Source organism: Nitrospirota bacterium (genome assembly GCA_040754395.1).
Taxonomy (GTDB): Bacteria; Nitrospirota; Thermodesulfovibrionia; order Thermodesulfovibrionales; family SM23-35; genus JBFMCL01.
Map to the genome: position 1 here is coordinate 45,079 of JBFMCL010000020.1, position 16,284 is coordinate 61,362.

Genomic DNA, 16,284 nt, shown 5'->3' on the forward strand with positions numbered 1-16,284 from the left:
ATGGAACGACGGGATTGCTTCGTCGCCCTGCTCCTCGCAATGACAGAATAGAGCAGAACCAGCGGGATTGCTTCGTCACGGCGTTCCTCGCAATGACGGAATAGGGGCGGAAGAAGGGTTTTTATGTCCCATCGGCCTTATTTGGGTTGCCCCCTTTGCCCTTTGCATCCCTATCCCCCGATGCTTTCATCTTCTTTCTGCACTCCACAAGGAGCTTCTGCGTATCCGCAGTGAAGTTGCCTGTTTCAATTGCTGCTTCCAGTAACGATGCCGCGTACTTATATAAATGAGTGTCGATAAATTGCCTGGCAAAAAATGAAAAATAGGTTGCAGGGCTGAAATTCATCTCTCTCAATGCATTGATATATGCGAACCCCTTTTCTTTTTGCCCTGTACAGATAAGTACCATTGCAAGGGCAGTCATCGCTTTCGGATATCCGGGCTCTTTTTGCAGCAATGCTTCAAGACGGGCAATGGCGTTTTCTACGGCACCGGTAAAAACTTCACAGGTTGCATAATGGACAACTGTATCTCTCGACACAGGTGAAATCTGCATTGCCCGGTTATATGCCGAAATCGCTTCTGCATAGCGGCCAAGATTATAATTAACATTTCCCATGCTTTCAAGGGCATTCGAGAAATCGGGCTTTTTCGAGACAGCTTTCTCCAGGTATTCCAGTGCCTCCGGATATTTTCCGATTCCGGATGCCTGGACAGCAAGATCAAAGAGAGCCTTTGCATCATCGCCGCCTTTTTGGACAAGTCTTTCCTTTCCCAGCATGAAGTAGTACTCGTGCTTGGCTGCCATTTTTTCTTCATCAAGCAGTCCGTAATGGTGAACGGGTATTTCACTGCGCTGCACAGAAATCCCCAGTGTAGTGAGCGATGGTTCGATCCGCTCATGCACAGGGTCCTCAAAACGAATGCGAGGATCATTCGGAAATAACCGTACCTTCTCGCCGTGGAACCATCCTGTGCCCGCTTCCTCTGACGCGTATGCCCCATCATTTTTAATCCATCCTGAAGTATTCACTGGTACGACATAATTACGGCTGACGAGTGTATAGGCGACAGCGGCAGGATTTAATGATTCCGGAGATTCAGGGTCTGCATGCTCTTCAGAGTCATCGTGGGCCGGAGGCGTGGCGATCTCTCTGTTGGCGTTGACCGACGAGATTGCTTCGTCGCTTCGTTCCTCGCAATGACCTTTTTGTGTCGTCATCGCGGGTGACCGGAGGGGGTGAGGCAACCTGTCTTTTGTCGTCATCGCGGGCGGAGCGTGGCGATCTCGCTGTTCTGAGTGAGATTGCTTCGTCACTGCATTCCTCGCAATGACGGGGGAAGAGGTCCTCCTCGCAATGACTGTCTGTTGAAGTTTACCCAAATCCTTGAATCCTCGACCCCTCGACCCCTCTGTAATGAGTTCTCTGAGCCTTCCATAGTCAGAGGAAGAAATAGCTTCATCCGCGTCCAGAATCAGTATCCATTTGCCGGTAGCCTTCGAGAGCGAAAAATTCCTCGCATCAGAGAAGCTGTCAGTCCACGCAAAATCATATACCTTAGCGCCGAGGGCTGTTGCAATATCTTTTGTCCTGTCTGTTGAGCCTGTGTCAACAACGATCATCTCATCTGCAAGGCCTTTTACGCTCATTAGGGCGCGGGCAATGTTATCCTGCTCATTCTTTGCGATCATGCATAAAGAGACAGAGAGTGATGGAGCCTCATTGAGATTGGGGGATTGTGAATCAGAGATCGTTTGAGACCGGCGGAGATCTGAGACAGTGTGAGATTCGTTGGAAGAGGAGCGAAACGGTCTGTCTTCTTCCTCTTGTAAGTCATCGCGGATGGAGCGTGGCGATTGCGGTGTTGTTCCGAACGATGAGATTGCTTCGTCGCGTTGCTCCTCGCAATGACTCCCATAGTCCTCATCGCTGGCGACCGGAGGGGGCGAGGCAACCTGTCTTTTGTCGTCATCGCGAGCCGGAGGCGTGGCGATCTCTCTGTTGGTGTTGAACGACGGGATTGCTTCGTCACTGCGTTCCTCGCAATGACTCCCATAGTCCTCATCGCGAGCCGGAGGCGTGGCGATCTCTCTGTTGGCGTTGAACGATGAGATTGCTTCGTCACTGCGTTCCTCGCAATGACGGGGGAAAAGGTGCTCCTTGCAATGATCTTTTTGTGTCGTCATTGCGGGTGACCGGAGGGGGTGAGGCAACCTGTCTTTTGTCGTCATCGCGGGCGGAGCGTGGCGATCCCGCTGTCGGCATTCCGCGAGCAGACGGCGCGTTTTTTCAGTCGCAAGACCCAGCATCACTGTTGCCTCAAGCAGCCGGGAGGCATAATCAAACCGTTTCAATGAGATTAACTGTTCCGCCATATTTGTAAAATATGGTCCCGGATTGAACATGGAGTCCTGTGACTTTTTGGCATATTCAAATCCCTCATCTTTTCTGTCAGAGCAGAAATATGATACTGCGAGCAATTGCACTACCAGCGGATTATCAGATTCTATTGCATGGATATTTTTGAGAGCACGGATAGCTGCATCAGGATTGCCGGCATAGAGTTCACAGGTTGCATACATAAAACTTGCATCTATGGAATCAGGGGATAGCTGGAGAGCCTTTTTGTAAGACGAGAGGGCTTCCTCATACCTCCCGAGGCTGTAGTATGATGTCCCTAACCCATAGTAGGCTTTTCCAATATCAGGCCTGATAGCAATAAGTTGTTGCCAGTATTCCAGAGCTTCATCAAATTTCTCGAGTTCTGAAGCCTGTACCGCTAATTCATACAGAGCAACCGGATCTTTTTCACCCTGCTTGGAGAGTTTTTTTCTTCCCATTTGATAATACAGCTCACCTTTTGCAAGCACATGGTGCTTCATTAATTTCCCATAATGGTGGATGGGTATTTCTGTTGGCTTGATATCTATGCCGATTTTTTTCAGAGAATTTTCAACCATTTCGTGAACGGGATTTTCGAACCGGATGCGGGAGTCATTCGGGAACAGCCTCACTTTTCTGCTCGGGAACCATCCTGAGCCGGCCTCTTCCCGGTATTTCCCGTCGTTGGGATACCAGTTTACGCAGACTTCACCGACATAGTTCCTCGAGACGAATGAATAGGCTACGGAAGGTTTGGAGGTTCCCTTTTTGTCATCGCGGGTGAACGGAGGCGTGGCGATCTCTCTGTTGGCGTTGAACGGCGGGATTGCTTCGTCACCGTGTTCCTCGCAATGACGGAATGGGTTGGAGGACGGAATTGTATCGTCGCGCTGCTCTTCGCAATGACCTTTTTGTGTCGTCATCGCGAGCGGAGCGTGGCGATCTCGCTGTTCCAAGTGAGATTGCGTTGTCGCTTCGCTCCTCGCAATGACGGGGGAAGAGGTGCTCCTCGCAATGACTGTCTGTTGAAGTTTGTCCAAATCCTTGAATCCTCGACCCCTCGACCCCTCTGTAATGAGTTCTCTGAGCCTTTCATAATCCGAAGCAGCGATCACCTCATCGGCATCAAGAAGCAGTATCCAATCTCCTGTTGCCTTTGAGATAGAGAAATTACGCGCGTCGGAAAAGTTGTCTGTCCACGGGAAATCATGTACGGTTGCGCCAAACACCCGTGCAATCTTCTTTGTCCTGTCTGTGGAACCTGTATCTACCACTATCATTTCGTCAATAACAGGTTGAACACTCTGAAGCGCGTGCATGATATTTTGCTCTTCGTTTTTTGCGATCATGCATAAAGAGATAGTGCCCTCTTTTTTGACGTTGCGATCCGCCTCAGACGGAGTGGCAATCTCTTCCGTTTCGATGTCACTATGAGATTGCTTCGTCGTCCTGTCCCGACGCATGTCGGGATCGGCATTCCTCGCAATGTCAGCATTTTCTCCCTCAATTGACCCCATTTCCCCTTGCATCCTATTAAATGAACCCCTTGACGACCTTATCTCCATCACTCCCACCTTCTGCCTCAGCTTCAGCGCAAGATTGAGTGTATCGTCATCGATCCCGAAGGCAATCAACGCCTTTTGTATCTCGTCCATTGCCTGTCGGAAGAGCCCCTGCTGAAGGAGGTTGTCGATAAGGATAAACTGCAGTTTTCTGCAGAATGGATAAAGCCCAATTGCCTCACGGAAGCGTTTTTCTGCTTCAGGCAATTTCCCGAGATCTACCGCAGCAGAATAGTAGTTGATCACTATGTCTTCAGACGTAGAGGAGAGAACAAATGCCTTTTCGAACAGGGTGAATGCATCCTCTTTTTTCCCGTGACTCCATTTAAGCGCACCAAGATTTGAATAGGATTCACCATATCCCATGTCGGCATCCAGCGCCTTTTGAAAAAATCTCTCCGCGTCAGGATACAGGAGTTTCGCAAAAGCGAGAGTTCCCTTGAGATTCAGGGCTCCGGCAGAGGTGCGCATATTCAGGACTTCATCGGCATACTGCTCAGCTTCAGTCAGCTGACGCAACCCTTCCTTACAGTAGCCCATAAGCTCAAGCGCCATTACGTCATTCTTTATTCCCTCCGGCAAGTGTTCCAGGACATTAAGGGCCTCTTTGAATTTGCCGTCATCGATCAGTAATTCTGCGAGGGCGAAGTAGAGTCTTTTGTCATCAGGATATGCGTCGATCCCCTGCCTGAGCGTAACGACTGCGTTCCCTTTTTCTCCCTTTTGCCTCAATTCATCCGCAAGAAAAAGGCTGTCCATGCTGAACCGTTTCCTTGCGTCGGCTTCAGGACCGCCCTGATGTATCCATTGCTCGATAAAGACTCGTCTGTCTTTATTGAGGAGAGAGGCAATGTCTGCAGTCCGGCTGTCAGGTCTGTGATGGCCATGGAAATGCACAAATACATCACCGGCGATCATATTCCTGTACCCTTCCTCTGAAGCTCTGAAACAATAATCCTTATCCGCATATTTAGGCATGTCATACCGCTCATCGAAGAGACCGATCTTCTCCGCCATCTCGTGACTGAAGAGCATGCAGAAACTGTCCACGTTTTTTACATACACACGACGGTATCTGTTCCTGTCCCTGAATTCCTTTGCAAACGCTTCAAGGGCTGTTCCGTCCGCGTTTCGTTCCTCACAATGCCCCGTCTTTTTGTCATTGCGAGCCGAAGGCGAAGAAATCTCGTTGTTGAGCTTGATGCGGGAGATTGCTTCGTCGTCCGTCTTGGCGGACTCCTCGTAATGACGAGAAGAAAAGGTGTCATTGCGAGCAGATTCTTTTTTTGTCATTGCGAGCCCGGAGGGCGTGGCAATCTTAACTCCCTGCCGTCCTTCCATGTTTACCGTCATGGGCCCGACTATCCCGATATCGTCAGCACTGCTGTGGCATTCAAGCAGACCCGTAAGCCAGTCTTTCGTGACTTCAACCGCATCATTCAGAAGAACGATGTGCTCACCCGATGATTCAGCCATCCCCAGGTTGCAGGCTTGGGAAAAACCCAAAGGCTGTGATGAAAGATTCAGGGATTCGAGGGTTCGAGGATTCGAGTCCATTGACCCCTTGACTCCTTGACTCCCTCCCCCCTCAATGTGAGAGGGTACTTTTATCAATCTGCAATTCCTGTTTTCCTTCAGAAGCCTCCGGAGCCATTTCGGCGGGGCAAACGAGGCAATAAGGGGAACAAATATCAGTTCATATGACTCTCTGGTATGTTTCAGAACGCTCTCCACGCACTTTCTTGAATACTGCCGCTGACCTGAGAGAAGGATAACGATGGAAACCAATCCTTCAGTCCTGAATTGATGCGGGGCAGGATCAGTTTCCTGTTCAACAGGGTGCATCATCTGCGTGTCACTTAATATATTCATGGGCTCTTTCAGTTCCGGCGCGGAACCAGTATATACTAAGTGTTTAATCTCCGAAGGTTCAGGAACGGGGATATAATGTTTTTTTGGATCAAAGGGCTGGGCCAGAATATCCGACAACATCTGTGGTGAATTATGATGTCCATATGGCAGGTCTTTGGGCAAATTCCACTTACTCTTGTATCTTTCCCATGCCTCCCACAATTGTCTGTTATACTGCATGTCGCCACGGCCCTGTGGTCCTCCCGTGTGATGGATAAAGACATCATTTGCGATATACGTCTTGAACCCGGCGATATTTGCCCGCCAGGTATAGTCATCGTCCTCAAACCCGAATTTTCCGAACGATGCATCAATGCTCCCGATCTTATCAATGACTTCTCTCCGGATGCACATGCAGAATCCGACAAGCCGGACAGAGGGCGTTAGTTGACCGTGATGCTGTTGCGTAAACAGTGACGCGAAATTTTCCAGTTCATCGATGTTCTGGTATGAAACATTTGGCACAATCTGCGCTCCAGAGACATAATTTGAGCGGGGACCCAGCACCCCAATGTAAGGATGAGACGTCATATGCGCGATGAATCTTGTCACCCATCCTTTTGTAACGATCGTGTCATTGTCCAGCAGGATAACGTAATTACCTTTTGCGAGCGACATCGCCTGGGCGCGGGCAGGCGGGCAGCCGACATTTGTCGGATTTTCAATCAGTATGATATCCGGCAACGAACGCAGGTACTCGAGCGAACCGTCTGTTGAAGCATTATCCACAACGATAATCTCATGCCTCTCAGGAGTATTTTTCCGTATTGATTCAAGGCAGGCTTTTATATTTTCAAGTCCATTGTAATTCAGAATGAGAATGGATACGAGTGGAGCCTCCTCGTGTATCACAGGAGAAGGAACAAATGGCTTCCCCGACGCGTCAATAAAGCTCAGCTCAACTTCCTGATGGCAGGCATTTGGGGTAAAATGCATGAATTGCCTGAGATCGATCCTGTATCCCTTCTCGAAGAGTTCAGTCAGTTTCTCAGGGCTGTATTCCCTCTTATTACTTGCCCTGTTTGTCCACGATTGCTGGACAATATTTGCCGGCGTGCAAAAAGCAGCAGACTGCTCAAAACACAGAAGGAAGGGTTTTTCTTTTTGAAATATGGATTTGTTGGCGTCAATGAATGCTTCAAGAGTATTTGGATTACGGAACGGAAATTGAGCGATAAAGGGCAGGATATCTTCTGTCCTATAAACAGAACTCGAGACCTCAAGTGGATAGCCAAAGTCACATTCACCCTTTGACCAATCGTACTTCAGAATGCCCTTGCCTACGGCTTCAAAATCGGGAAGTCGCTGATCCCTGTTCAGAGAATAGCAGTATTGGGTATTTCTTCCCAGACGAAGAGAGAATCCAAGAGCGTCAGTGTGACTTTCCAGACTTTGGAGAACCTCAAACATGCTGAAATCCCTTACAAATAAGCTGTTATCACGAAGAAATAGAACATGGTGAAAAGGAGCCAGTAGGGCACACATATCGCTTCGGAAATCCTGCTCACGAATAAACTGAATGGATGTATGCTGTCTGTACTCTTCAGCAAGTTTCTCATATTGTGTGGTATGCAAGGTAGCTGAAGTAGTATATAAAATGCGGATTTGAGTTGTTTCGATATCTCGACCATATAAGAGAAAGGAACGCAGTACTGCATCAAGCTTTAGAGCGCGGTCTTTACTGAATATCAGAACGATGCAAGAGAATTCCATAATTTTTTATAATAAATAATTCAGAACAACAATGTCACTAATGCAGTTTTTCCCATAGTGACTTTGCTGCAATATTCTGAGGTTCTAAGGTTAGAGCTGCAATAAGATAATTTTTTGCTTTTTTGAAGTTTGAACGATGTAGTTCGAATGATGCAAGTCCTGTCAGCGCTTCGACATTACGGAAATCGCTTTGAAGTAAGTTGAGAAGCTTTTCCTCCTCGGGAGTCGGTCCTTTTATTATTGTAGCCATTTTTTTGATAAAAATTTTCCCAATATCTTCTTCCATTTTGTTTTCTTGATTTTTTATAAATTTTCTGTATCCGTCAAAGTCCATAATTTTCACATCATAATTATCAATACATTCCTTAATTTTAGAACAAATACTATTGATGTTACTGAAATCAAATTTATATTCTTCAGGTATAGGCATATCGTTATAATAATTAGCTGCTCCTATTTTACCCACAATCACACAGCATCCATTTGATGCTGTTTCTCGAGGGATTCTATCCATGCCTGGATGATTACCAAAGTCAATATAAACCTTACTCATGTTATAAAGATGTACTAATTGACTAGTATTGAATCCCTTGAGAGGTATAAATTCTATTGAATTATTTTTGCAGTTATTTATAATTTGAACAGTTGTTTCCAAACCTTTGGCAGGATTGAATAAAACAATATTTTTCCTATGAGCTACTCTGATATTTCTATCTAAAAATAAATGATTCAAATATTCGCCAAGATAAAAATTTCTACCTCCATTATTTTCAACATAATTTTGGGCAAAATTAGACTGGCAAAGATGATAGATATTTGAATCACTCCAATTGCTAAACTTTCCCTCAGAAGATCGTAAATTATTATCAACACTCAACCACCAAATGCATTTTCTAATTTTTGAAAATTTATCCAATAGCTGTGTCCAGACCTCAGGGACTATTAAAATATTATCCTTTTGATCTTCTATATGAACAGTTTCTCTGGTAATATATTGATCATATATGCGAGAGGAAGGTTTCCCATTACATAAAATATCGCCAAAAGCGCTTTCTTTGTAAGCAACGTAACAATTATAGCCTAATATATTAAATTTATGAGAAAGTTGATGTAATGCTTCAGGTCCGCCTGTTTCGCTTTTAAAGGGGATTACTATATATATTTTGCTATTGTGCTGTAAAATTATATGTTGATACTTCTCCTTAACATAATTATGCTCCTTTTGTCTTAACTCTTCGTTTACGATTTTACTGAGCTGATAGTCCCATGTTCTATTTACCACATTGATTTTGTTCAACATCAAAGGTTCACCATACTTATCATGCAATCTCTTGTAATAATCGCAATCCATCAACCAAATTAGATTCTCATCAAATAGCAGAATATTCTTATTACGAATTGTAAGTACACTGGGTGAACTAATTGTATTATTTCCTAAGTAGATGTTTCTATTATATTGGGGATAAAATGGACGATAAAATCTAATGCTATCATTGCTGTGTTCACATGCAGTAACTAACCAAGAGGCCTGAGGGTTTTGAGAAAATGCCTCAACAATTTCTTTTATGCTGTTATCAGAAAAGAGAAAATCATCTTGGAATAAAATCTTGATTAAATGACCTGTACAATTGATCAAGGCGTTATTTAAATTTGCTGAAGAATTGCCTCGTTTATTCTCATTTCTCAGATATTTTAAATTAAGAAAGCTTTCCCATTTTTTATATAGATTATAAATGTTATCATCCGTGCTATGGTCAGAAATTACTACTTCAATATTTTTATATGTCTGTTCATAAATTTTGTTCAAACTGAAATCCAAAAACTCCACTCCATACCCATGCATTTCATAGCAAGGAATTGCTATAGAAACTAAAAGGTGATTATCTTTTTTTCTCCCAAAATACTCGATATGTATATCTCTATAAAAAATATCTATTTCTTTGAACCCAGCATAATTCATCATCTCACGCACTATATATAAATCAAAAACATGATAGTGAGTATAAATTTGGGGATTTGATAAATAGTTCTTATGCCAAATATCAAAATTATTAAAACAAAAATCTTTTGTTATATCGAAATTCATTAAGAATTCTTCTGTATGTGATTTATCATCAACCCCGACGTTATTATTTAGGTCCTCTATTAAATGGCTTAGCGTTGTAACACATCTTTTATGATCGAAAGTCTTTTGATAGTGTGGAATACATGCATATATAATTCCATCTTCTTTTAATATTCTTTTCCATTCTAAAAGAGCTTTTAAAGGATTAGTCAAATGTTCGATTGTGTGAGAAGATATTACCAAATCAATACTACTATCAGAAAGCATAGGCAGAGAATGAGCGTCAGCTTGGATGTCAAGTCTATATTCAGTATTGATATAACTTGAACTAATATCAACACTAATAATCTTATTATTTTCTACTATTTTTTCAATTATTGAATTTACTGCACCACCAATTCTTAAAATAACTTTGTCTTTATTCCATTCATTTTTATGAAACAAAGCCTGGCAATTAAAAATAAAACGTTGCTGGTTATAGTCGTTACACATCATAGATTGATCAGGTTATCAATCAAGCGCTTAATTTATTTTCAAATAAATTAAGCGCTTGGGCTATACATTGATCCATATTTAAATATTGGTATGTTCCAAGCCGTCCACAAAAATAAACATTTTGCAGCTTGTCAGCTGTCTGCTGATACAATTTATATCTGGCTCTATTTTCATATGATGGTACAGGATAGTATGGCTCATCATCGTTCCAGCAAGGATACTCTTTACTGATAGTAGTGTTCGAAATCTCTTGTTTATAAAGATATTTATATTCAACAATGCGTGTAAATTCATAATTGTTTGGATAATTGATAACGCCGGTATGCTGATGATATTCTTTGGCATATCTTTCAAATTGGAAGTTTAAACTTCGGTAAGGAAGTTGACCGAAGTAATAATTAAAAAAGGAGTCAATGGTACCCGTATACACAAGTTTATCAAAAACTACTTCGTTAACGATATTCCTAAAGTCTGTATTTAGCAAAATATGAATGTTGTGATGATCAAGCATCCTTTGAAATATTTTGGTAAAGCCTTCTTTCGGTAAGCCTTGCCATTTGTCTGTGAAATACCTCTTGTCATTGTTCATTCTGATTGGCAAGCGAAGAGTTACAGAAGCATCTAACTGTATAGGATCTATCCCCCATTGTTTCTTAGTATAATTTTTATAGAATGCGTTATATAAATCCCATCCAACTTTACTAACAATTGCTTCTTCTGAATTTTGGGGATTGACAATTGGTTCTCTAATCTTATTCAGAAATTTCGGTAGTTCCTTTGAAGATAACTTTTTTTTAAAAAAATCATTTATTGTATTTATATTAAGCGGTAATGCATAAAATTTTCCCTCGACAAAGGCATCTACGTAATGAACATAGTCGTTGAACTCTGTAAATTGTGATATATAATTCCAAACACTTTTATTATTAGTATGAAAAATATGCGGGCCATATTTACTAATAAGAACTCCATTATTATCATAGTGATCATAAGCATTTCCACCTATGTGATTTCGCTTGTCAATAATTAATACCTTTTTATCCAGCTGACTTGCTATTCTCTCAGCTAATGTAGAGCCAGAAAAACCACAACCGACAATCAGAAAATCATACATTTTTCAAAAATGGGAAAAAATGCTCGTTTATTACTTCTTTTAGTCGTATAGCTATCTCAATACAATATTTTAAACATATATTATAGTTAAACTCAATACTAGCAACCCTATGATGATAATATGCTGGATTTAATGTGTTACAAATATCGATTATTGCTTGAACGCTTTCAGCAAATATCATTCCATATGGATCAAAATAATTAGAAATATTGGGACATCCCCAATAAATAGGGATGGTTTTCGTAATAAAACAATCTAGAAGCTTTTCAGTGAACCAATTATTAACCTTTGCATTTTCTATTGCAATGTGGAACTGAGAACTCATCATTAATAGTTTGCTGGAAGGAGAAATCGGTAATATGGGGTTATTGTCGATACTTTCAACTGGGAGCGCACCGCTGATCCAGAAGGACTTTGGCATTTTAATTTCTTTTTGGCGGAACCAGATTTTTTGTCTAAGCAAATGGCCTTCCGTAAATTTTTTAGCACCACATATGAATGAAACATCAAATGTTTTTTTCGTAGGCTCTATTTGTTGAGCATCTGACGGGTCTATCCATGACGTGCCAAATACAAAAAGGCGCGAATTGCTGCAAGCGGTCAGAATTTCTTCATCATGAGCGAGAATGAGATCAAACAAATCCCTATTTCGAATTACTTCAGCATTCGGAATACGAAAAGGTTGCACTTCGGAAAAAACGGTTAATATTCTGAGAACATTAGAAGGCGGTTCAAAAGGAAGAATATTGTTATAGATTACCACCGGTTGGGGGAAAACTAATTTCCTTTTATCCATCCAGTCACAGTTAATAATGTCAGCTTGATACATTTTTGCTAAAGAAATAAATTCTGTAGTCCGTTATGTTCCCGGTATATCTAAATCTAACATTCTGTTTCTTATCTCAAAACGTAATATCCCGCAAATAGAGTTTTTCTCGATACATATATCTGAAATCCAGCGATAACGACAGAGAATACTTGATTTATCAGTCATTACAAGCACCTACAGGGAGCGCGGCAATCTCCTCAAAATAGGCGAGATTGCTTCGTTGTTACTCGCAAAGCCATTCTTATCACTGGATTTTGATATATAATAACACTTATTTCTCCTGAAGTTATGGAATAAATGTTCAGAGACAGTGCATCTGGCAAGAAACTTAAAGTCTTTGCCACGATTCGGGAATAAGATCCTTCGGATCTAATTCTTGCGATGCAAACCATTTTTTCGGAGAAATAACGATTTTTTCAGGATTAGCAGACAACCATGCCCCCCACCAACTGAAAGTACTGTTGGCGGTAATATGATGCTTGCATAAACTCATAAGCCACAAATCTTCATAATTTCTGTCAGGGCCATTATTGGTCATATAAGACGTAGGATATTCGAGTCGCAGATTATTGAACGCCCATGCCGGATCATCTGAAAAAACGAAAAAGCAAGGTTTGTCTATTATTTTGGTAACCTTCTCTATGGCACTGTAATAGTAATCTGCAGGGCAGATACCATGCACTCTGTTTGTATGAGGATTACTGACATAGTCACATCTCCGAATATGTACAGATACCGCATTCACACTCAGAATCTCTTGTGCCATTTTTTCATTAACAGCATCTGGGGCGCTTCTTAAAGTGAATTCATGCCGAATAACATTCTCTATGTCGTCAAAATACTTGGCGCTCTGCCAGTATCCTTCAAGATAGACGTCTTTGGGTACTTGCAGCATATCAGGATCAAAATAATATGCTTTTTCTCTTACAATGGAACCGGAACCGCGAATACTCATAATATCGTTTATGGATGCAATATCCTCAATAATATTGAAGTGCTGAAGAGAGTATCTATGTAAACGGTAGCTTTGAAACCCGGAGATATCAAGTTTCAGGGGAACTTCATTCATATAGGCGATTTTGCGGGCAAACGCATATTGAAATAATTGATTGCCCAGTCCGCCGATTAAAAAAACAATAACCACTTGGCCTTTAACCTTGGAGAATCACTTAATGGAGAACTTGATATGAAAGTGTTGGACTTGCTCATGCAAGCATTCATTGACTATTGCGCTCTTAAGCAACTGGATATGACTTCCAGATCAGTTTCGGTCAGTTCCGGGTAGTTTCCTGAGTAAAAACCGCAATTATGAATGAAATCCGTTTCTGGCAAATCATATTTATTTTGCACATATTTATTGTAAAAAGGCTGATTCTGCATATTACCTGCAATCATGGGACGGATTTCAATACCAGCGCCACTAAACTGAAACAGATATTTTTCTCTTAATGTTGGTGTCTTGCACAACACCGGCAGACAAAAACTGGACAATCGGGATATGTGTGAATGATCCAATGGCAAAAGATCAGCGTTAGACTCGATAATTTTGTTCAAGCGCCTGTAATTTTTTTCACGTCTATCTATTGCTTCCTCCAAAAACTGTAATTGCCGAAGCCCCAAGAAACCTGTTATCTCGGTGGGTCTGAAATTAAAACCCAAATCATAAAAACTGTATTTTGCATCAAATTCGCTGCGTATATGCATTTTCTTGCGCCACCTGAATTGCTGTTCAGAATTGAGATTTCTGTCCCAGCCATTAGCCCGGACAATAGTTAGCATTTCTGCGATATTCTCATCGTCGGTACAAACCATACCACCTTCGATTGTAGACATATGATGGGCAACATAAAATGAAAAACTCGATACAATCCCGAAGTTACCGGTCTTTCCAGCCGGCAATTCAGTCCCAAGCGATTCACAATTGTCTTCAATTAAAATGATACGGTGCTCATTGCATATATTTCTAATCACATCCAGATCCCCCGCAAAACCAAGGGCATTTGTAATAAACAAAGCTTTCAATTCGACTGAGCTCAACCTTTCCTCTAAATTATATGACATCATATTCAGTGTTTTTTTCTCACAATCGATGGGGACAGGTACAAAGCCCAACTGGATTATCGGCATTACGTTAGTCGACCAGGTTAAAGCCGAGAATCCTATTTTGTCATCTTTCTTTAACAGACCAAGGTTTGCCAATGTCTGTATAATCGCAAGATTGGCACTACCACCACTGTTGAATAATACAGCGTATTTGCGGTTCTGATAGCTAGCAAAGGCTTTCTCAAATTCAAAGCAGTGATGGTCCATGCTCAGTCGCTGGGCCTTAACTATAAACTCCGCAAGTGCTTGTTTCGTTTCATATTCATTAATAAACGCATTTTTCATGAGTGGGATCATTATGATAGTCCTTTGTTATATTTTTGGTCTCGATACTCTTTAATCACCCGGTCTATACCGTCATCCAGTGTTATGGAAGGCTTAAATCCTAATGAGTCCAACTTGGAAGTATCAAGACATTTTCTCAACATTCCATCGGGCATGCCATTATCCCAATATATCTTCCCATAATAATTAACTTTTTCTGATATTATTTCAGCTAATTCCTTGATTGATATATCAGTTCCCCATCCAACATTAATTATTTCAGGTGAATTCCAATTCTTTGTTAGGAACAGTAATGCAGAAGCAAGATCATCCACGTGCATGAACTCCCGTCTTGCAATGCCACTTCCCCAGAGTACCACTTTTTTTTGATTTTCATCAATAGCATCAACAAATTTTTTGACTAACGCTGCAAGAACATGTGAATTCATTGGATCAAAGCTGTCATTAGTCCCATAAAGATTACATGGTATAGGATTCAGACATTGCAACCTATACTGCTTGTGATAATACTGTGTCAAACGCAAACCCGCTATTTTCGCAAGTGCATAACCTTCGTTGGTTGGTTCGAGAGGACCTGTCATAAGATATTCTTCTTTCATGGGTTGAGGGCATTCCCTCGGGTAAATACAAGAACTACCCAGAAATACAAGTTTTTTTACGCCGACCTTGAGGCACTGATGAATGATATTACTTTGAATCATGATGTTATCGTAGAGAAAATCTCCCGGAAATTCCCTGTTTGCCTGAATCCCTCCGACCCTTGCAGCAGCTAAAAAAACGTAAGCCGGATGTTCTTGCGCAAAAAAAAGTTCAACATTTCGTGTGTCCCGTAAATCGAGTTCCTGTCTGCTAACGGTGACAATTCTATTGTAGCCCTCACTCAGTAAGGCTCTCATAATCGCGGAGCCGACCATTCCATTGTGACCGGCTACAAAGATGGTATCGTTTTTATTCATAAGTCCGCATACGAAAAAGGTCGAGTATCAGCATTATTAATATAATAACATTTTTCATTTCTCTACATTATTTGTACTCCACATACTCCGCAATCTCGTCTTATCATCTGAGATTGCCACGCACCTTTCAGGTGCTCGCAATATATTAGGGACGTTGGTTCTCAGAGTGCATTACTCATTGAACCACCAATTTTTCAACTCTGGCTATAGCCCTGTTAACGCTTGATGTGTTCACTTTAAGATGACGTGCAATCTCCGCACCGGAAAGTCCAAGTTCTTCACTGCTCCGCCGGGCGATTATGTTTCGGGTTTCGCTTACCTTGCGTCTCTTGCTGCCGTGCTTCAGTTCCTCAGGATTTATTTTGCTCTACCTGCATTCCTGTCGGAGTCATGTCAATAGGTGTGTAAAAAGCATTTAGGCGGCCATCCTTTCAAGCACCTTGGTTTCCTGCTTCAATACACCATCGACAAAAGTCCTTCCTTTATAAACATCAGCCAATAACCAGTATCCTTTTAAGGCACGAAAGTTCTTTTCTGCTATCTGGAGAAGTTTCCAGATCATCGCCGTTGCATTCTGAACCTTCTTAAATCTTTTTGCTGCATCAGTTCTCAGTGTCACCTCTTACATTAAGCTAACCTAAAAACCTATCTTTTTCTTACAATCTTTTGTATAAAAGAAATCCTGGTTCAGAATCAATTAACCCAAAGGAAAAGGGATAACCAGGAGATTTCTTTTGGCGAGAACCCCCTCCTGATCATCCCCCCAAAACATTTTATTGATACTACATTTTGCTATAGATGTAAAGAGGCTTTTTGAGTTCGGGAAAAGATATCCGTGGCCGAAGCCGGCAGATTGCCCGCAATGCA

9 protein-coding genes are annotated in these 16,284 nt (G+C 41.8%); all 9 read right to left on the minus strand.

What is annotated here, in order from left to right:
* Nucleotides 1–121: 121 nt before the first annotated feature.
* The 9 genes from AB1552_10705 to AB1552_10745 all read right to left on the minus strand — a co-directional run bounded on the left by AB1552_10705 (nucleotide 122) and on the right by AB1552_10745 (nucleotide 15,979).
* On the minus strand, nucleotides 122–7,267 hold the full coding sequence (locus AB1552_10705) for a glycosyltransferase (protein MEW6054238.1): 7,146 nt from the start codon (nucleotides 7,265–7,267) through the stop codon (nucleotides 122–124).
* Nucleotides 7,268–7,607: 340 nt separating this feature from the next.
* Complete coding sequence (locus tag AB1552_10710; GenBank protein MEW6054239.1) at nucleotides 7,608–10,130, minus strand: glycosyltransferase; 2,523 nt, start codon at nucleotides 10,128–10,130, stop codon at nucleotides 7,608–7,610.
* Nucleotides 10,131–10,149: 19 nt separating this feature from the next.
* Nucleotides 10,150–11,244, minus strand: coding sequence for a UDP-galactopyranose mutase (glf, locus tag AB1552_10715; GenBank protein MEW6054240.1), 1,095 nt, complete (start codon nucleotides 11,242–11,244; stop codon nucleotides 10,150–10,152).
* A complete protein-coding gene (locus AB1552_10720; GenBank protein ID MEW6054241.1) occupies nucleotides 11,237–12,040 on the minus strand; it encodes a hypothetical protein in 804 nt (267 codons plus the stop codon). The genes glf and AB1552_10720 overlap by 8 nt, the downstream gene beginning before the upstream one ends.
* Nucleotides 12,041–12,401: 361 nt before the next feature.
* Nucleotides 12,402–13,217 (minus strand): alpha-1,2-fucosyltransferase, encoded by an 816-nt coding sequence (locus AB1552_10725; protein ID MEW6054242.1) that lies wholly within the window; start codon nucleotides 13,215–13,217, stop codon nucleotides 12,402–12,404.
* Nucleotides 13,218–13,297: 80 nt separating this feature from the next.
* Nucleotides 13,298–14,461, minus strand: coding sequence for a DegT/DnrJ/EryC1/StrS family aminotransferase (locus AB1552_10730; GenBank protein ID MEW6054243.1), 1,164 nt, complete (start codon nucleotides 14,459–14,461; stop codon nucleotides 13,298–13,300).
* A gap of 11 nt (nucleotides 14,462–14,472) precedes the next feature.
* On the minus strand, nucleotides 14,473–15,417 hold the full coding sequence (locus tag AB1552_10735; GenBank protein MEW6054244.1) for a GDP-L-fucose synthase: 945 nt from the start codon (nucleotides 15,415–15,417) through the stop codon (nucleotides 14,473–14,475).
* A 175-nt stretch (nucleotides 15,418–15,592) separates the two neighbouring features.
* Entirely contained in the window at nucleotides 15,593–15,778 is a 186-nt protein-coding gene (locus AB1552_10740; protein ID MEW6054245.1) for an HTH domain-containing protein, read from the minus strand.
* Nucleotides 15,779–15,832: 54 nt separating this feature from the next.
* Nucleotides 15,833–15,979: a hypothetical protein gene (locus AB1552_10745; protein ID MEW6054246.1), complete on the minus strand. Its 147-nt coding sequence runs from the start codon at nucleotides 15,977–15,979 to the stop codon at nucleotides 15,833–15,835.
* Nucleotides 15,980–16,284 lie beyond the last annotated feature (305 nt).

Excerpts from the sequence above, each read along its gene's own strand:
- AB1552_10705 (MEW6054238.1), bottom strand. The coding sequence starts at position 7,267 with ATGTTTGAGGTTCTCCAAAGTCTGGAAAGTCACACTGACGCTCTTGGA.
- AB1552_10710 (MEW6054239.1), bottom strand. The coding sequence starts at position 10,130 with ATGATGTGTAACGACTATAACCAGCAACGTTTTATTTTTAATTGCCAG.
- glf (MEW6054240.1), bottom strand. The coding sequence starts at position 11,244 with ATGTATGATTTTCTGATTGTCGGTTGTGGTTTTTCTGGCTCTACATTA.
- AB1552_10720 (MEW6054241.1), bottom strand. The coding sequence starts at position 12,040 with ATGGATAAAAGGAAATTAGTTTTCCCCCAACCGGTGGTAATCTATAAC.
- AB1552_10730 (MEW6054243.1), bottom strand. The coding sequence starts at position 14,461 with ATGAAAAATGCGTTTATTAATGAATATGAAACGAAACAAGCACTTGCG.
- AB1552_10735 (MEW6054244.1), bottom strand. The coding sequence starts at position 15,417 with ATGAATAAAAACGATACCATCTTTGTAGCCGGTCACAATGGAATGGTC.
- AB1552_10745 (MEW6054246.1), bottom strand. The coding sequence starts at position 15,979 with ATGATCTGGAAACTTCTCCAGATAGCAGAAAAGAACTTTCGTGCCTTA.